15 protein-coding genes are annotated in these 17,649 nt (G+C 72.6%); 7 read left to right on the top strand and 8 right to left on the bottom strand.

Going from position 1 to position 17,649, the window contains the following annotated elements; all coding sequences use genetic code 11:
- The 3 genes from ACFWPS_RS47010 to ACFWPS_RS47000 are packed head-to-tail and all read left to right on the top strand — an operon-like array spanning position 1 to position 2,893.
- On the top strand, positions 1–1,140 hold the full coding sequence (locus tag ACFWPS_RS47010; protein WP_383718562.1) for a glycosyltransferase: 1,140 nt from the start codon (positions 1–3) through the stop codon (positions 1,138–1,140).
- Positions 1,137–1,778, top strand: coding sequence for a lipopolysaccharide biosynthesis protein (locus tag ACFWPS_RS47005; RefSeq protein ID WP_383718560.1), 642 nt, complete (start codon positions 1,137–1,139; stop codon positions 1,776–1,778). The genes ACFWPS_RS47010 and ACFWPS_RS47005 overlap by 4 nt, the downstream gene beginning before the upstream one ends.
- On the top strand, positions 1,775–2,893 hold the full coding sequence (locus ACFWPS_RS47000; RefSeq protein WP_383718557.1) for a GNAT family N-acetyltransferase: 1,119 nt from the start codon (positions 1,775–1,777) through the stop codon (positions 2,891–2,893). Before ACFWPS_RS47005 ends, ACFWPS_RS47000 begins: the two co-directional genes overlap by 4 nt.
- Here the strand turns inward: ACFWPS_RS47000 and ACFWPS_RS46995 are convergent.
- Complete coding sequence (locus ACFWPS_RS46995) at positions 2,890–4,413, bottom strand: glycoside hydrolase family 26 protein (protein WP_383718554.1); 1,524 nt, start codon at positions 4,411–4,413, stop codon at positions 2,890–2,892. The genes ACFWPS_RS47000 and ACFWPS_RS46995 overlap by 4 nt on opposite strands.
- A 161-nt stretch (positions 4,414–4,574) precedes the next feature.
- On the opposite strand from ACFWPS_RS46995, the gene ACFWPS_RS46990 reads away from it, so the two are divergent.
- Positions 4,575–5,930 (top strand): ATP-grasp domain-containing protein, encoded by a 1,356-nt coding sequence (locus ACFWPS_RS46990; RefSeq protein WP_383718551.1) that lies wholly within the window; start codon positions 4,575–4,577, stop codon positions 5,928–5,930.
- Positions 5,930–7,189 carry an FAD-dependent oxidoreductase gene (locus tag ACFWPS_RS46985; RefSeq protein WP_383718548.1) on the top strand — a complete coding sequence of 420 codons (1,260 nt, stop codon included), beginning with the start codon at positions 5,930–5,932 and terminating at the stop codon, positions 7,187–7,189. The genes ACFWPS_RS46990 and ACFWPS_RS46985 overlap by 1 nt, the downstream gene beginning before the upstream one ends.
- 43 nt (positions 7,190–7,232) lie before the next feature.
- Here the strand turns inward: ACFWPS_RS46985 and ACFWPS_RS46980 are convergent, their stop codons facing one another.
- The 3 genes from ACFWPS_RS46980 to ACFWPS_RS46970 form a co-directional block, all read right to left on the bottom strand.
- Positions 7,233–8,012 (bottom strand): chaplin family protein, encoded by a 780-nt coding sequence (locus tag ACFWPS_RS46980; RefSeq protein ID WP_383718546.1) that lies wholly within the window; start codon positions 8,010–8,012, stop codon positions 7,233–7,235.
- Between the two features lie 181 nt (positions 8,013–8,193).
- Complete coding sequence (locus ACFWPS_RS46975) at positions 8,194–8,421, bottom strand: chaplin (RefSeq protein WP_383718543.1); 228 nt, start codon at positions 8,419–8,421, stop codon at positions 8,194–8,196.
- 268 nt (positions 8,422–8,689) lie between these two features.
- Positions 8,690–9,103, bottom strand: a complete 414-nt coding sequence (locus tag ACFWPS_RS46970) for a rodlin (RefSeq protein WP_383718540.1) — start codon at positions 9,101–9,103, stop codon at positions 8,690–8,692.
- 269 nt (positions 9,104–9,372) lie between these two features.
- On the opposite strand from ACFWPS_RS46970, the gene ACFWPS_RS46965 reads away from it, so the two are divergent.
- Positions 9,373–9,786 (top strand): rodlin, encoded by a 414-nt coding sequence (locus ACFWPS_RS46965; protein ID WP_383718537.1) that lies wholly within the window; start codon positions 9,373–9,375, stop codon positions 9,784–9,786.
- Positions 9,787–10,017: 231 nt separating this feature from the next.
- Complete coding sequence (locus tag ACFWPS_RS46960) at positions 10,018–10,428, top strand: rodlin (RefSeq protein ID WP_383718535.1); 411 nt, start codon at positions 10,018–10,020, stop codon at positions 10,426–10,428.
- A gap of 71 nt (positions 10,429–10,499) precedes the next feature.
- Here the strand turns inward: ACFWPS_RS46960 and ACFWPS_RS46955 are convergent, their stop codons facing one another.
- From ACFWPS_RS46955 to ACFWPS_RS46940, 4 genes are all read right to left on the bottom strand, one after another.
- Positions 10,500–12,410, bottom strand: coding sequence for an AMP-dependent synthetase/ligase (locus tag ACFWPS_RS46955; protein WP_383718532.1), 1,911 nt, complete (start codon positions 12,408–12,410; stop codon positions 10,500–10,502).
- Positions 12,411–12,525: 115 nt separating this feature from the next.
- Positions 12,526–14,034 carry a von Willebrand factor type A domain-containing protein gene (locus ACFWPS_RS46950; RefSeq protein ID WP_383718529.1) on the bottom strand — a complete coding sequence of 503 codons (1,509 nt, stop codon included), beginning with the start codon at positions 14,032–14,034 and terminating at the stop codon, positions 12,526–12,528.
- Positions 14,035–14,191: 157 nt separating this feature from the next.
- The gene (locus ACFWPS_RS46945) at positions 14,192–15,055 is read right to left on the bottom strand and encodes an ABC transporter permease (RefSeq protein ID WP_383718526.1); all 864 of its coding nucleotides are present in this window, start codon (positions 15,053–15,055) and stop codon (positions 14,192–14,194) included.
- Positions 15,052–17,649: CocE/NonD family hydrolase (locus ACFWPS_RS46940; RefSeq protein WP_383718523.1), on the bottom strand; the 2,598-nt coding region annotated here is incomplete at its 5' end. The genes ACFWPS_RS46945 and ACFWPS_RS46940, both read right to left, overlap by 4 nt.

Raw genomic sequence — 17,649 nt, 5'->3', positions numbered from 1 at the left:
ATGAAGGCCCTTCACGTCATCACGGGCCTCGGGGTCGGCGGTGCGGAGCAGCAACTGAGGCTGCTGCTGCGGCACCTGCCGGTCTCCTGCGACGTCGTCACGCTCACCAACCCGGGGCCGGTCGCGCGCGGGCTGGCCGCGGACGGGGTGCAGGTGGTCCACCTCGGGATGGCCGGGAACCGGGACCTGTCCGCGCTGCCCCGGCTGGTCCGGCTGATCCGCCGGGGCCGCTACGACCTCGTCCACACCCACCTCTACCGGGCCTGCCTCTACGGCCGGATCGCCGCGCGCCTCGCGGGGGTCCGGGCCGTCGTCGCCACCGAGCACTCACTCGGCGACTCACAGCTGGAGGGGCGTGAACTGACGGCGGGCGTACGGGCGTTGTACCTGACGGGCGAGCGGCTCGGACGATCCACCGTGGCCGTCTCCCCGACCGTCGCCGAGCGGCTGCGGCGGTGGGGGGTGCCGGGGCCGCGGATCGAGGTCGTCCCCAACGGCATCGACCTGGAGCGGTTCCGCTTCGACCCGGCCCGGCGCCGGCGCGTCCGCGACCGCCTCGGCATCCCGCAGGACGCGTGGGTCGTCGGTGCCGTCGGACGGCTCGCGCCCGGCAAGCGGTTCGGCGTCCTGATCGAGGCCCTGGCCCGGCTCCCCTCCGACTGCAGGCTGTTGCTGGTAGGCGGCGGCCCGGAGGAGGACGCCCTGCGCCGCACCGCCCGGGACGCGGGGGTCGCCGACCGGGTGCTGTTCGCCGGCGAGCGGCCCTACGCCTCCGACAGCGCCCGGGACCCCGACCTGCCCGCCCTCGCCTCCGCCATGGACGTGTTCGCCTCGCCCTCCGCCGAGGAGGCGTTCGGGCTCGCGGTCGTCGAGGCGCTGGCCGCCGGGCTGCCCGTCCTCTACAGCTCCTGCCCGGCGATCGAGGACCTGCCGCCCGCCGCCGCCCCGGGCGCCCGCCGCGTCGAGGGCGGCCCCGGCGCCTACGCCGGGGCGCTGGCCGCCGTCCGCGCCGCCGGACCCGGCCCGCGCAGCGCGCCGGACGCCGCCCGTCACTACTGCATCACCCGCAGCGCCGCCCAGCTCATGGACGTCTACGCGGCCGCACTCGCCACCACACCTCAGGGAGCCAGTACGCCATGACCGAGAACCCCATCCGAGCACCACGCCCGTTCGCCCGCGCGGTCCGGCCCTGGTCGCTGCTGGCGGCCGGGGTCATCGCCGGCGGGCTGCTGGGCGGTGCCTACGGCGTGCTGACGCCGCGCAGCTACTCGGCGACCAGTTATGTCATCGCCGTGCCCGCCGACAAGACCGACACCGCCTCCGCGCAGGGGTTCGCGCAGGCCTACGGCCGGGTCGCCACCCAGCTCGCGGTGCTCGGGGACGCGCAGATGTGGGCCGGGGTGCCGGTGAAGACGCTGCAGAACAGCGTGCAGACGGAGACCTCGCCGGACGCGCCGATGATCGCCGTCTCGGCCACCTCGCCGCACGCCCTGCAGGCCACCGACATGGCGAACGCGGTGGCCCGCTCGCTCATCCGGCACGCCAACGACACCAAGGGCGAAACGAACGTCGAACTCCTCCAGTTCTCCCGGGCGTTGAAGCCGACCATGCCCACCTCGGCGTCCCCGAAGGTGACCGGTCTGGTGGGCGCGAGCGCGGGCGGCCTGCTGGGCGGTCTGGTGCTCCTGGTACGCCCCCGGCGCCGCCCGGAGGAGTCCGCCCTGCAGGCCTCGGTGCCCGGTCCGGCCGTCGCCGCCGACGTACACGGGCAGCTGTGACGGCGACGGCCCACCCGACGCTGGCCGCGTACAGCACCGAACTCGTCACCGACGAGGGCGCCTTCGCCGGGCTGGCCCCGGCCTGGGGCCGCCTCTACCGGCGGTGCGGCACCGCCACCCCGTTCCAGAGCCACGCCTGGCTGCACTCCTGGTGGCGCTCGTACGGAATCCCCGGCCGGCTCCGCCTGGTCCTGGTGCGCTACGGCGGTGAGCTGGTCGGCGCGGCTCCGCTGATGCTGGTGCACCGCCCGCTGCCCACGCTGGTGCCGCTCGGCGGGGCGATCTCGGACTACGCGGACGTGCTGCTCGCCGACGCCGACGACGGCCGGGTGGCGGGCGCGCTCACCCGGGAGCTGGCGGAGGCGGCCCGGACGGCGCTGATCGACTTCCGCGAGGTGCGGCCCGGCGCTGCGGCGGAGCGGGTCTACGACCGCTGGCACGGGCCGTGCCGGAAGGTGCCCGACTCGCTGTGCCTGGAGCTGCCGGCCGTGTCGATGGACGAGCTGGTCGGCCGGCTGCCCTCGAACAAGGCCCAGCGGGTCCGTGCCAAGCTGCGCAAGCTGGGCTCGCTCGGGGTGCGCCGGGACGCCGTCGCGCCGGACGGGGTGGACGCGGCGCTGCGCCGCCTCCTCGATCTGCACCGGCTGCAGTGGCAGGGGCGGAAGGTGACCACCGAGCATCTCCAGTCCCGGTTCCAGGAGCATCTGGTGCGCTCGGTGGGGCCGATGGTGCGGTCCGGGGACGCGGTGGTCACCGAGTTCCGGCTCGACGACGAGGTGGTCGCCGTCGACCTGACCCTGCTGTCGCCGAGCCTGGCCGGCGGCTATCTGTACGGGGCGCATCCCCGGCTGCGGGAGCGTAAGGCGGACGTCGCCGTGATGCTCCTGGACGCCTGCACCCAGCACACCGGCGCCGGCGAGCGGGGCGCGCTGAGCCTGCTGCGCGGCGACGAACCGTACAAGCACCACTGGCGGCCCCGGCCGGTCGTCAACCAACGGCTGCTGCTGGCCCGGCGGCGCACCGCCCCGCTGCTGACGGCGGCGCTGTGCGACGCCGCCGCCCGGCAGCGGATCAAGGAGGTGCGGCACCGATGGAAGGAACGCCGGCAGGACTAGGAGATGCCCGGCGTGCGCGACCACCAGTCGAGGCGGATGCAGAGCTTCCCGCCGATCCAGTACTCGACCCAGGCACCCAGGTCCATCGGCGTGCAGTTGGACGGGGGTGTGGCGGCGAGCGTGGTGCTGGGCGGGGCAGCAGGCTTCGGGGTCGGGCTCGGGGCCGAGACGTCCGGCGACGGAGTCGGGGTTGCGGTCGGCGCCGGCGTTGGCGTTGGTGTCGGGGCCTGGGTCGGCGTCGGGGTGTCGGGGCGGTCGAAGAGGGCCGTGCGGTAGACGCGCGCGGAGCGCGGGTTGGCCGAGCACTGCCAGACGCCGTGCGGGCAGTAGTCGGTCAGCGTGTTGTACAGCGGCTTGTGCTCGTCCATCCAGGCGAGCATCCGCCGCATGTACTCGGCGTTGTCACCGTTGCGGAAGAGGCCCCATTCCGGATAGGAGATGGGTTTCCCGTGGGCCTTCGCGAAATCGACGTGCTGCTGAAGTCCGTAAGGTTCCCGCACCTGTTGGTCGAAGGAAAGTCCGGTCGGCTGGTCGTACGAATCCATACCGATGATGTCGACCGTGTCGTCCCCGGGATAGCACTGCGTCCACGCTACGGCGTCGCGGCCCCGGCTCGGCGTGAAGTCGAACCGGAATTTCTGGCCCGGCACCGCCCGCATGGTGGTGACGATCCTGTTCCAGTATTTCTTCCAGGCCTCCGGGTCCGGCCCGCAACGATGGGTGTAGGTAGTGCCGTTCATCTCCCAGCCGAGCACGATTACCGTGTCCGGCACCCCCAGTTCCACCAGCCGCTCGGCCAGGGCCCGGAAGTGGTGATCGAACTGTCCGGCCGCGCTCTGCCGCAGCAGCGAGCGGACCTCGTCGTCCCCGATGCCGTCCTCGTTGCGCTCCTGCATGGGCACGTTGAGGACGAGCGTCCGGTCGGCCTTGTTCCGTCGCCAGTGCGCCCAGACGTCCAGGAAACCGGGGGCGCCCTCGATGTCGGACCAGCGGTTGCCGGGCAGATACGTGTGCGCGACCTTGAGCTCGGTGCCGCCGAGCCAGCTGCTCAGCTGGGCCATGCGGGCGATGCCCAGCGGCCCCGAGTCGAGGAACGCCCCGAAGGCCGGGGGCGCCGCCATGGCCGGTGCGGCGCCGCCCGGTGCGTGGGCGGCCGGGACCGGCAGCGGTGCCGCCGATGCCGGGACGGAGGTCGTGGGCGTCGGGACGGCCGCCGCGGGCTTCGGGACGGTCGCCGCCGGTGTCGGTGTCGGTGCCGGTGCCGGGACGGTCGCCATGGGTGTCGGGACGGTCGCCGTGGGCTTGGGGACGGTCGTCGTGGGTGTCGGGACGGTCGCCGTGGGCTTGGGGACGGTCGCCGTGGGTGTCGGAGCCGGTGGGTCCGTGACCCGCGCCGCCCCCGCACCCGCGGCGAATCCCGGACCGGTCGCCAGGGTCGCCGAGGCGACGACGGCGGCCGCCGTGACCACGGCCGGCCGATACCACCGGAACCTCGGCCGCTTTCGCTGCTGCGGGGCCATGCCTGCTCCTTTCTCCACCAGTTCTCGTCCGTTCGCAGATTCCCTGAGGAAGTGCCGGCTACTGACACTCAGTCATATCAATATGAATTCCGCCAGTGCGGTTACGGCTTTCGGGTTCCCCGAACGCCCGCACGGGTGAACCGACGCAAAGGAAAAGGTCCGTGTCGCTGCTAGACATCCGGGTCCCCGCGGTTCTGCTGCGGATCGACCGGAATCCCTTTCACCACGGCACCTTGGGGGCCGTGCGCTCGCTCGGCAGAGCCGGGGTGGACGTCCATGTTGTCGCCGACTCAGCCGGAAGTCCGGTCCGCAAGTCCCGTTTCGTACGGCAGCTGCATCCGCCGCCGGCGCCGGGCGCGTCGCCCGCCGAGATCGTGGCCGTGCTGCGCCGGGTGGCGGCGCGGATCGCCCGCCCTGCGGTACTGATCCCGATGGACGACGCGAGCGCCATCGCGGCCGGCCGGCTCCGCGAGGACCTCACGCCCGCCTACCTGCTCCCGCAGCAGCCCGCCACCCTGCCCGAACGCGTCGCCGACAAGGCCGAGTTGGCCGAGGTCTGCGCGGCGGCCGGGATCCCGCACCCGCTGACCCTGGTCCCGGACAGCGTCGAACAGGCAGCCGCCGCCGCCCGGCGGCTCGGGCTGCCGGTGATCGCCAAGTGGAGCCGGCCCTGGCTGCTGCCGGCCGGGTCCGGGCTGCGCAGCACGGCCGTGGTGCGCTCGGCGCAGGAGGCACGGGAGCTGTTCCTGCGCCGCGACGAGGCGGGCAGCACGCTGCTGCTCCAGGAGTTCCTGCCGCCGGGCGCGGACCGCGACTGGTTCTTCCACGGCTACGCCGACCGCACCGGAGCGGTGCGCGCGGGCGGCCCCGGCCGCAAGCAGCAGGCCTGGCCGCGCGGCGCCGGACTGACCGCGGTCGGTCTGTGGACGCCCAATCCGCAGGTCCAGGCGCTGGCCGAGCGGATCACCGGCGAGCTGGGCTTCCGGGGCATCTTCGACCTGGACTTCCGGCGCTGCGGCACCACCGGCCGCTACCACCTCCTCGACTTCAACCCCCGTCCGGGCGCCCAGTTCCGGCTCTTCACCGACAGCGCGGGGCTGGACGTCGTACGCGCCCTGCACCTGGACCTGACCCACCGTCCGCTGCCGGACGGGGTACCGCTGGCCGGGCGGGCGTTCGTGGTGGAGAACTACGCGCCGCTGAGCGCGCTGCGGCCGGCCCCGCGCGGGCGGGAGCTGGCCTGGTCCGCGCCGGACGACCGGGGGCCCGGGCTCGCGATGTGGGCGCTGTGGTGCCGGCATGTGGCGGGCCGGCTCCTCGACCGACTGCACGACGGCGGCGCCGTCCCGGCACCGCGCCCGCACTCCCCCGTGGTCCGCCAGGCCGGGGAGCCTCCCTTGCCCACCCCCCGGGACGAGGAACTCACCGGCGTGGCCGGTGTGTCCGCCACTCCCGGCGTCCCCACCCTCTCCGGTCAGCCCGACCGGTCCGACGACGAGAAAGCGAGCAGCTGCTGATGTACGACCTGCTGGTGGTGGGCGCGGGCCCGTACGGCCTGTCCATCGCGTCCCACGCCGCGGCGGCGGGCCTGAACGTGCGGGTCTTCGGCCGCCCGATGGCGTCCTGGCGGGACAACATGCCCCGCGGGATGTTCCTCAAGTCCGAGCCCTGGGCCTCCAACCTGTCCGACCCCGAGGCGCGTTGGCGGCTGGACGTCTACTGCGCGGGCCGCGGCGTGGCGGCCCGGCACGGGCAGCCGATCCCGCTGGACATGTTCGCCGAGTACGGCCTGTGGTTCGCCCGCAACGCCGCGCCGCCCGTCGACGAACGCATGGTCACCCGTGTCGCGCCCCACGCCGGCGGCTTCGAGGCGACGACGGCGGACGGCGAGGTCCTGCACGGCCGGACGGCCGCCCTGGCCATCGGGGTGCTGCCGTTCGTCGAGATCCCCGCCGCCCTGCGCGGCCTCTCCCCCGACCTCGTCACACACAGCAGCCACCACGCCGACCTCGACCGCTTCCGGGACCGGGACGTCACGGTGATCGGCGGCGGCCAGGCAGCCCTGGAGACGGCCGCGCTGCTCGCCGAAGTGGGCAGCCGGGTACGGGTGCTGGTACGCGCGGACCAGCTGTTCTGGAACGACGTGCCGCCGCCCTGGGAGCGCCCCTGGTGGCAGTCGGTCCGTTCCCCGCACAGCGGTCTCGGCCCCGGCTGGCGCAACTGGTTCTACTCCGAGCGGCCGGGCCTGTACCGGCGGCTCGCGGAGCCGACCCGGGCGCGGATCGCGGCGACCGCGCTCGGTCCGGCCGGCGCCTGGTGGGTGCGGGAGCGGGTGGAGGCCGGGGTGGAGGTGCTGCTCGACCGGGAGGTGACGGCGGCCCGGCCGACGGCGGACGGGGTACGCCTGGACATGGCGGGCGCCGGGGGCGGCACGGCCACCCTGGAGACCGAACACGTCATCGCCGCCACGGGGTTCAGGGCGACCCGGGACCGGCTCGGGCTGCTCGCGGGCGAGCTGCGCTCGACGCTGGTGACGGGGGCCGACGGGGCGCCGGAGGTGGGCCGGGACTTCGAGTCCTCGTACCCCGGGCTGTTCATGGCCGGTCTGATCACGGCCGCGGGCTTCGGTCCGGCGATGCGCTTCGTGCACGGCGCCGACTTCACCGCGGGCACGCTGGTCCGCGGAGTACGGCGGCGGCTGCGCTCCGGGCCCGCCGGCTGGGGCATCCCGGCGCGGCGCCGGGAGTCGGCGGCACCGGACCCGGTCCGCAGCTGACGGAAGGGTGCCGGGCGTTCGCGGCGTCCGGCACCCGCTTCCGCTACGACCGCCGGGAGCCGGCCCGACCGCGCCGGTACAGGATCGTCCCACCCGCGATCAGCACGGCACTGGCCGCCGAGGTCGCAACCATCGCCTCGGTACCGGTGTGCGCCAAGGTGGGCGGCGCCCCGTGGTACTGCCCACCGGCGGGCGGGGTGGAATGACCCGGAGGGGTCGACTGGCCGGGCGGGGTCGACTCACTCGGAGGAGTCGTGTGCTCCGGAGGGGGCGACTGACTCGGCGGAGTCGTGTGCTCCGGCGGAGTCGAGTGACTCGGGGGCGTCGAGTGGCTCGGAGGCGTCGACTCACCGGGCGGGGACGAGTGGCCCGGCGGAGCCTCGTTGCAGGGAGGAGAGTTGTCGCCTCCGTGCGCGGGCGGGGCCTCGTGGCCGTAGGACGGCGGAGCCTCGTGGCCGTAGGACGGCGGGGGTGCCTCGCCGTAGGGCTGGGGGGTCTCGCGGGGGACGGGTGGGGTGTCGGTGCCGTAACCCGGGCTGCCGTAGCCGGAGTTGCCGTGACCCATGTCACCGTAACCCGAGTCGCCGTAGGCCGAGTCGCCGTAAGGCATCCCGTGGGTGCGGGTGTGGTGTCCCTGAGGGGACTCGTTCGCACAGGAGTTGCCGAAGGCCGGGTTCAACGCGGCGGCGGCGTCGACCGAGTTGCCGCAGACGTTGACCGGCACGTTCACCGGGGCCTGGACGTTGTTGCCGGACAGGACACCCGGCGAGCCTCCCGCGGCCCCGGTCGCGTCTGTCTCGGCGAACGCGGGACTGCCGTACATGGACAGAATGCTCGTCGCAGCGGCGGCCACGACCATTCCCCTGCTGAGGGTCTGTCGCAATCTCGTTGTCTTCCTGCTTGAAGAAGTGGGAAAGCCGGCCTCGGAGCGCAGATGCGAAGGATCGACGGTCCGAGGCCGGCCGTGACGCAGCCGGGGGGGGCTGGTGCGCTGCGTAACCTCGTCAGCGGTTGAGGCAGACGTTGCCGAACGCCGGGTTGAGCGCCGCGAAGAGGTTGAGGCTGTTGCCGCAGATGTTGATCGGGATGTTGATCGGCACCTGGACGACGTTGCCGGACAGCACACCCGGCGAACCGATGGCAGCCCCGTGGGCGTCGGCGTCCGCGAACGCGGGGACGGCACCGCCCAGGGCCAGGATCGCGCCGGCGATGACAGCAGCGGTCTTCTTCATGAACTTTCCCTTCTCTGCGGTCATGCCCGTGTGACGGCCGAAACCGAGCGAGCACAGCATGGACGGCTCGCACCATGACCGGCAGGCTGTAGAACGAGGAATAGACGGCGAGGAAACTACGGAACGCATGCCGTCCGGTAATTCACTCGATCGCCTTCACGAAATTGACGCGACGGAAAGGAAACGATTCTCCTAGAAAGAAGAAAGCCGCTCAGGCGGCGGCGCATGAGCACACGCCGTCGCCCGAGCGGATTTCACGCGACCGGGGTCACTTGTTGCCGATACCGTTCGCCGACAGGACCGCGATGTCGTCCACCAGGTGCGACAGCGGCTCGTCACCCTTGGCCTGGGTGGAGTTCTCGGCGCACTGCTGGTTCTGCGGCGCGGACAGGATCGGCACGTCCTGCAGGACGCCGACGGCGGCGACGCCGGCCAGGCTCTGGACGTTCAGCTTGGCCGGCAGGCCGACGCAGAGCTTGTTCAGCGAGCCCCCGACCAGGGTGGCCTGGGGGCTCATGTTGCCCTTGGTCACCGCGTTGCCGAACGCCTCGTGGGCGCCGTTGCCGCTCGCGGAGGTGGTGCCGTGGTCGTTGCCGGTGGCAAGCGCCTGAGGGGCTGCCGCCGCCGACACACCTACGACGGACGCGGCGACCGCCGCCGCGGCCATTGCCTTCTTCAGCATTTTGCTTTTCCTTTCGCGGCTTTACGCCAAGGCGGACGTTCCTGCCCGGCATCAACCACCCGCGCCCGGAATGGTTGCGGCAGGGACGCGGCACGTCACCCGATCGGATCGGTGGCCCACCCGGAAATCCCCGTGAACACCGGGCCTGCGGCGGGTTCGAGGATTGCCGGGCCGTGGGCCGTTGGGGTGAAGGGGAGCAACCAACCCGATCGCAGGCAGTTGACCAGAGCGCTCCGGTGGACGGGGTGTCCTATGAAGGGAACTGACAAGTGATCAAGAAGGTTCTGGCCTCCGCCGCTGTCGCAGCCTCCGTCGTCGGCGTCTCGGCCGCGGCGGCCGCGCCGGCCCTGGCCACCGGCAACGACCACGGCACCACCTCGGCCAGCGGCAACGGCGCCTTCCAGTCGTTCGGCAACTCCGCCACGTACGGCAACATGAGCCCTCAGATGGCGCTCATCCAGGGTTCCTTCAACAAGCCCTGCATCGCCCTCCCGGCCAAGCTGAACCTCCAGAGCCTGGCCGGCGTCGCCGCCGTCGGCGTCCTGCAGGACGTGCCGATCCTCTCCGCGCCGCAGAACCAGCAGTGCGTCGAGAACTCCACCCAGGCCAAGGGCGACGAGCCGCTCTCGCACATCCTCGACGACATCGCGATCCTCGCGGCCAACGGCGTCAAGAACCGGTAGTCCGGACGCCTCCCGGGCCCCTTCCGAGGTGCCCTCGGCCGGCGGGCCGCCGGCTTCCCGGTGGCCCGCCGGCCTGCGTCGTTTCCGGCGCGGCCAGTCCCGGAGGGGCGCTTGTCGACTGATCGCACCGCGCTACGCCAATCGGGGCAAAGCACGCAACCCCGGCGGGGTTCCGGCCGTTGATGATCACGCAGCTCCTCCCCGGAGTCCGCCTTTCGAAAGGGAACGAACATGAAGAAGCTGTGGGCAACCGCGGCCGTCGCCGCCACCGTCGCCGGTTTCGCCGCCGCGGCCGCCCCGCAGGCCCTGGCCACCGGCAACGACAACGGCACCACCTCGGCCAGCGGCAACGGCGCCAAGTCGGAGTTCGGCAACTCGGCCACGTTCGGCGACCAGAGCCCGCAGCTCTCGCTGGTTCAGGGCTCGCTGAACAAGCCGTGCATCGCCCTGCCGGTGAAGGCGAACCTCCAGAGCCTGGTCGGCGCCGCCGCCGTCGGCGTGCTGCAGGACGTGCCGATCCTGTCCGCGCCGCAGAACCAGCAGTGCGTCGAGAACTCCACCCAGGCCAAGGGTGACGAGCCGCTCTCGCACATCCTCGACGACATCGCGGTCCTCTCGGCGAACGGCGCCGGCAACAAGTAGTCCGGACGCGCCGCGGGCGGCGGGTCACCGGTTCTTCCGGTGGCCCGCCGCCCTCGTCGTGCTTCGTGCGGCTACTTCCGGTACAGCGCCTCGATCTCGGCCGCGAACCGGGCGGTCACGGCGTGCCGCTTGACCTTCAGGGACGGCGTGAGCAGTCCGTTGTCCTCGCTGAACTCGCCCTCCACCAGGGCGAAGGCGCGGATCGACTCGGCGCGGGAGACTGCCTGGTTGGCGTGGTCGACCGCCTTCTGCACCTCGGCCCGCAGCCGGTCGTCGCGCACCAGCTCGGCGAGCGGGGTGTCCGGCGGCAGCTTCCGTACGGACAGCCAGTGCGCGACCGCCTCGGGGTCCAGGGTGACCAGGGCGGCGACGAACGGCCGGTTGTCGCCGACGACCACGCACTGGCCGACCGGCGACCGGCTGCGCAGCCGGTCCTCCAGGACGGCCGGGGAGACGTTCTTGCCGCCGGAGGTGACCAGGATGTCCTTCTTGCGGCCGGTGATGGTGAGGTAGCCGTCCGCGTCGAGCGCACCGAGGTCGCCGGTCTCGAACCAGCCGTCGTCCGCCAGCACTTCGGCGGTCGCCGCCGGGTTGTTCCAGTACGACCCGAACACCACCGCGCCCTTGATCAGCACCTCTCCGTCGTCGGCGATCCGGACGGCCGTCCCCGGAATGGGCTGCCCGACGGTGCCGGGGCGGGGCGCGAGCGGCGGCACGATGGTGGCGGCCGCGCTGGTCTCGGTCAGGCCGTAGCCCTCGTAGACGACGATCCCGGCCGCGTGGAAGAACAGGTTGAGGTCGCGGTCGAGCGGTGAGCCGCCGCTGACGGCGTACCGCATCCGGCCGCCGAGTTCCTTGCGGATACGGCGGTAGACCAGCAGGTCGTAGAGGGCCCAGGCGGCGTACAGGCCGGGTCCGGGGCCCTTCCCCGTGCCGAGGAACCTGTTCAGGTAGGCCGTGGCGAAGCGCACGCCGATCCGTTCCGCCCGGTCGAAGGAGGCGGCCCTGCCGATCTTCTCGGCCGTCGCCCGCCCGGTGTCATGGATCTTCTCGAAGAGGTACGGCACCCCGACCAGGAACGTCGGCCGGAACTCCCGCAGCGCGGGCCGGAGTTCGTCCGGTTTCACGCTCGGGAAGTGGCCCATCTCGATCCGGCCCAGCAGACAGGCGATCTGGAGCGTACGGCCCAGGATGTGGGCGAGCGGCAGGAACAGCAGGGTGGAGGCGGTCTGGCCGGTGACCGCCTGGAAGACGGGGTGCAGCAGCTCGACCGTGTTGGCGGCCTCGGCGTGCAGGTTGGCGTGGGTGAGGACGCAGCCCTTGGGACGGCCGGTGGTGCCGGAGGTGTAGCAGACCGTGGCGGTGGTGTCGGGGGTGAGGGTGCCACGGCGCTTGGTGACCTCCTCGTCCGGGACGTCCTGGCCGAGGGTGGTGAGGTCGGTGAGCGCGTCCGCGTCCAGTTCCCAGATGCGCGGGGGGTGGGGGTGGGACGCGGTGCCGGTGGTGACGGTGGCGGTGTTGTCGGGGGTCTCGGTGACGACGTGGGTGGCGCCGGAGTCGCGGACGATCCAGTCGACCTGCTCGGCGGAGGAGGTGGGGTAGACCGGGACGGTCACACCGCCGGCCGCCCAGACGGCGAAGTCGAGGACCGTCCACTCGTAGCGGGTGCGGGACATCACGGCCACGCGGTCGCCTGCGGCGAGGCCGACGCCGATCAACCCCTTTGCCACGGAGGTCACTTGGGCGGCGAACGCGGCGGCCGTGACGGTGCCCTCGCTGCGGCGGATCGCCGTGGCGTGGGGTTCCTCCGCCGCGTTGGTGTACGGGAGGTCGGCGAGGGAGCCGGTGGTGAGCGGGGCGGCGAGGGGCGGCCGGCGCGCCTCCCGCACGATACCGGCCGCGTCCTTGACGACCTCGACCTTGCCGCGGTCGGCCAAGTCGGTGCGTCGGCGTGCTCGTTTGAGGTCGCTGCGTACGCTCATGGGGCGTCAACTTACTCGGAAGTAAGGGGAGGTCAATGGGTTCGGATGGTTGAGTCTCGGGTGCGGGTGGGTGGGGGGCTGGTCGCGCAGTTCCCCGCGCCCCTAAAGGGGCGCTTCAGTTCGCGGCGCTTGAAGAGTCTGCCTCCCGAATGGCCGTAGCCAAGTCGGATACGTCCTTGTCCTCTGTCGTCTTCGCCAACGTCGCTGCCCGGGACTGGAGTTTCGTCAGGCTCGGTGCGCCCGGGATGTTGTAGTCGCCCCCTGCCAGCGCGTCCGCGAAGTAGGCCGCCACCGCCGTTACCTGGAAGCGCGGGGACGCCGTCCACACCGAGTCGTGCAGGGCGTCGGTCTCCATGGAGCCCGTGTTCTCGTGCGGGGAGCGGGTGTTGGGGTCCAGCCAGCGGACCGTGGCGGTGGCGAGGTGGCCGTCCGTGCCGGGCCTGGTGCGGACCGCGTAGAGGGCCGTGACGGTGTGGCCGGGGCCGATCTCGCCGCCGTCCACGTGGTCGTTGCGGAAGTCCTTGTCGGCGACCTTGCGGTCCTGGTAGCCGATCAGGCGGAAGTCGGCGACCGTGTGCGGGTCGAAGGCCACCTGGGCCTTGGCGTCGCGGGCCACCAGGTCGATGTTCTGCGGGAGTTGGCGGCAGAAGACGTCGTCGGCGGTCGCGGTGTCGGCGACGTACACGGTGTGGCCGTCGCCCTTGTCGGCGAGGCGTTCCATGAGGGCGTCGCCGTAGTCGCTGCCCACCCCCACGCCGAACAGGGTGATGCCGTACTCGCGGCGGTCGCCGTCGATGCGCTTGAGGATGGCGTCCGGGTCGGTCTCGCCGTCGTTGGCGAGGGCGTCGGAGATGAGGACGACGCGGTTGGTGGCGTTCCTGCGCAGGCCCTCGACGGCGGTGGCGTAGCCGGTCTCGACCCCCTCGCCGAGGTTGGTGGAGGAGAGGGCGGTGAGGCCGTCGACCGCGTCGTGGATCTCGGCGCGGTGGCCGCCGAGGCGGGTCATCGGCAGGACCGTCTCGGCGTGTTCGCTGAAGGTGACGAGCGCGACCGAGTCGTCGTCGCGCAGCCGGTCGGTCATCGTGTCCAGGGACTTCTTGGCGAGGTCGAGGCGGCCCGGCTCGCCCATGGAGCCGGAGACGTCGATGACGAAGGTGAGGGCGGCCGGCGGGCGGGCGCCGTCGGCGGGGCGGGTGGTGAGGCCGACGCGGACCAGGGACCAGTCGGGGTCGCTGGTGCGGGCGCCGTCGACGGTGACCGTGAAGCCGTTGTGCGCGGGGGTGCGGTAGTCCTGGCGGAAGCTGTTGACGAACTCCTCCGGGCGGATCGTGGAGGGGTCGGGGCGGCCGCCGTCGGCGAGGGTGCGGCGGGCGTAGCCGTAGGAGGCGGTGTCGACGTCGAGGGCGAAGGTGGAGAGGTAGTCGTCGGAGGCGGGGGCGGAGGGGGTGGCCTCGGCGGAGTCGTCGCCTCGTGCCGAGGGGGCGGGGGCCGGGCCGCGGGTGTGGTCCGGACCGTTGTAGTGGGTGCCGCCGTCGGCTGCACAGCCCGCCAGGAGCAGGGCTCCGGCCGTGGTGACGGCGAGCAGCGCCCCGCACATTCCTCGTCGTGTCCGGTGTCGGTCCATCGCGTGTGCCCCCTGTGCCGGTCGGAGTCGACTTCCTGACTTGTCGTCGACTCTGACGGCGCAGGGGGCCGGAACGTGCGCCCCGATGCGTTGCGGATGGATCTCGAAGAGGCCACGGACCAGGGGTGTCGAGGCCGGAGGGAGATCGTCCGGTGACCTAGGAGACCACGTCCTTGCTGGCGAAACCCCGGAAGGCCAGGGCGAACAGCACCAGGGCGTACGTTATCGAGACCGCGGTGCCCTGGATCATGCCGGACCACTCCAGGTGCGGTTGTACGGCGTCCGCCCAGGCGAACTGCCAGTGCGCGGGCAGGAAGTCGCGCCAGTGGCCGAGGGCGGTGACCGCGTCCAGGACGTTGCCGACGATGGTCAGGCCGACCGCGCCGCCGACCGCGCCGAGCGGGGCGTCGGTCTTCGTGGACAGCCAGAACGCCAGGCCCGCGGTGACCAGTTGGGACAGGAAGATGTACACGATCACGACGGTGAGGCGCTGGGTGGCGGTGGCCGTGTCGAGTGCGCCGCCGGTCGGGATCTGGAGCGGACCCCAGCCGTAGGCGGCCGTGCCGACGGCCAGGGCGACCAACGGCAGCAGGATCATCGCGGCCAGGCTGAGACCGAGCGCGACGAGCAGCTTGGACCACAGCAGGCGGGCCCTCGGCACGGGTGCGGCGAGCAGATAGCGCAGCGAGGACCAGCTGGCCTCCGAGGCGACCGTGTCCCCGCAGAACAGGGCGACCGGGATGACCAGCAGGAAGCCGGCCGACACGAACAGGTTGACCGCGGCGAAGTTGGCGCCGGACGCGGTGGCCGTGTCCAGGAGGGTGACCTGGCCGTTCTGTTCGCCCGGGTTGCCGCCGATCGCGAACGCGATCAGCAGCACGAAGGGCAGGACGGCCAGGATGCCGCCCATCACCAGGGTGCGGCGCCGCTTGAGCTGGCGGACCAGCTCGACGCGGAGCGGCAGGGTGCGGCCCGCCCGGTAGCCGGAGGCCACCGCGGCCTTCTCGGTGAGCGTGCTCATGCGGAACCTCCGATCAGGGTCAGGAAGGCGTCTTCCAGACGGCGGTGCGGGCCGACCGATGCCACCGGCACGTCGAGCCGGACGAGTTCGGCGACCAGGCGCGGGGCGCCGGCGCCGGGCTCCAGGCGGACGAGCAGGCCGTCGGCCGTACTGGTCACGGAGGCCACGCCGGGCAGCGCGGCCACCTTCTCCACGACTGGCTCCTCCAGGGGGGTGCCGGTGCCGACGAGAAGGGTGTCGCCGGAGCCGACGATCTCGGCGACCGGACCGGCCTGGACGAGCCGGCCGTGGTCCATCACCACGAGGTGGGTGCAGGACTGCTCGACCTCGGCCAGGAGATGGCTGGAGACGATCACCGTGCGGCCGGCGGCCGCGTAGCGGATCATCACCTCGCGCATCTCGCGGATCTGCGGTGGGTCCAGGCCGTTGGTGGGTTCGTCGAGGATGAGCAGGTCGGGCAGGCCGAGCATGGCCTGGGCGATGGCGAGGCGCTGGCGCATGCCCTGCGAGTACGTGCGGACCGCGCGGGCCAGCGCGTCGCCGAGGCCGGCGATCTCCAGGGCCTCGTCCAGGTGGGCGTCCTCGGGTGGACGCCCGGTGGCCTGCCAGTACAGCTCCAGGTTCTCCCGGCCGGACAGGTGTGGCAGGAAGCCGGCGCCCTCCACGAAGGCGCCGACCCGGGAGAGGACGGGCGCGCCCGGGCGGATGGCGTGGCCGAAGACCCGGACCTCGCCGCCGTCCGGCTTGATCAGCCCCATCAGCATGCGCAGAGTGGTGGTCTTGCCCGCGCCGTTCGGGCCGAGGAGACCCAGGACCTGGCCCTTCTCCACGCGGAAGGACAGCTCCCGGACCGCGTACCGGTCGGCGGAGCCCGCGTAGCGCTTGCTCAGGTCCGTTATCTGGAGCGGGACTTCGGCGAGTGCCGGGGCGGGTGCCGGGGTGGCGGTGCGGCGGCGGCCGGTGAGCAGCAGGGCCAGGGCGGCCACCGCGCCGGCCAGCGGCAGCCACCACACCCAGGAGGGCAGCGGCGCGGCGGCCGTGTCCACCCTGGGTGCCGTCGGCACGCTCAGGGCGCCCTTGAGGGAGACGGTGTAGGTGGCCGGGGCGCTCGGGGAGGCGTAGCCGAGGTCGGTGGAGGCGAGGACCAGGCGCAGCCGGTGGCCCTTCTGCACCTCGTGGTCGATGGCGGGGAGGGTGAGGGTGACGTCCTTGCCGGTCTTGGCGCCCTCGACGCGGATCGGGGCGACCAGCTGGGAGGGCAGCACCTGCTGGGTGCCGTCCGGGCCGACGTCGTACACCTTGCCGAAGAGCACGGCGTCGTCGCTGGTCGAGGTGATGTGGACGGTGGCCGTGGGGGTGCCGGTGATCTGCACGGTGTCGGTGACGGGCGCCGAGTCGAAGCGGGCGTACTGGCCCGGGAAGTCGAGGGAGATGCCGACGCCGAGGGAGGAGAGCTGGGCGAGGCCGCCGCTGCCGCCGAGGCCGGGCAGCGCGGAGACGCCGGGCGGGCTGGCCCCGGCCGGGTTGTCGACGCGCTGGGTGCCGCCCTTCAGGGTGATGGACCTGCGGTCGCTCTCCAGGCCGGGGTAGCTGTCCGCGGTCGCGCCGCGCAGCTGGGCGGCGCCGTCGGTGGAGTCGACGCCTCCGGTGCGGGTGATCCGGAAGGCCGGCCCGGTGTCGGTGGCCTTGTCACCCTTCAGGTACCGGTCGAACCACGACGTCACCCGGCCCTCGACACGGCTGGTCTCCAGGTCGCCGCCGTCGTGGCCGCCGGCGATCCAGTCGACGTCGACGGGGGCGCCGTTGGCCTTGATCGCCTTCGCCGCGGCATCCGACTGGGAGAGCGTGAAGAGGGAGTCGGTCTGGCCCTGGAAGAGCAGGGTCGGCACCTTGATGCGGCTGCCGACGGCCGACGGTGACCGTTCCTCAAGGAGCTTGACCGCGGCCGCGTCCGGCCTGCCCGACTCGGCGACCCGGTCGTACATCGCGCACAGCTCGGGCTGGAAGTTGGCGCAGCCGCCGCCGGTGTTGACGAAGATCCCGGCCCAGAGCTTCTTGAAGACGCCGTTCGGGAACAGGGCGTCCGCGAGGTTCCAGTACGTGATGGAGGGGGCGATGGCATCGACCCGGTGGTCGTAGGCGGCGGTGAGGAGGGAGATCGCGCCGCCGTACGAGCCGCCCGCCATGCCGACGCGCGGGTCGCCGGCCTTGTCGAGCTGGACCTGGGGCTGCTTCGCCAGCCAGTCGATGAGCCGGGAGACGTCGGCGACCTCGCCCTTCGGGTCGTTGAGGCCGATCTTCCCGGTGGACTTGCCGAAGCCGCGGGCGGACCAGGTGAGGACCGCGTAGCCGTCGCGGGCGAGGTCCTCGGCCTCGGCGCGCATGTCGTCCTTGCTGCCGCCGAAGCCGTGGGCGAGGAGGACCGCGGGGCGTCGGCCGGTGCCGGCCGTGGTGAAGAACGAGGTGTCGAGACGCACCCCGTCCACTGCCATGACCTTGTCGGTCTGCTGCACCGGGGGCGGGCCGTCGGAGGCGACGGCCGTCCACGTACCGTCGCCGACGAGCACCACGACGGCGGACGCGGCGGCCATAAG

This window comes from Streptomyces sp. NPDC058457, from assembly GCF_042720695.1.
GTDB lineage: Bacteria > Actinomycetota > Actinomycetes > Streptomycetales > Streptomycetaceae > Streptomyces.
The sequence above is the reverse complement of the archived record's forward strand: the minus strand, read 5'-3'. Positions and strand labels throughout refer to the sequence as shown.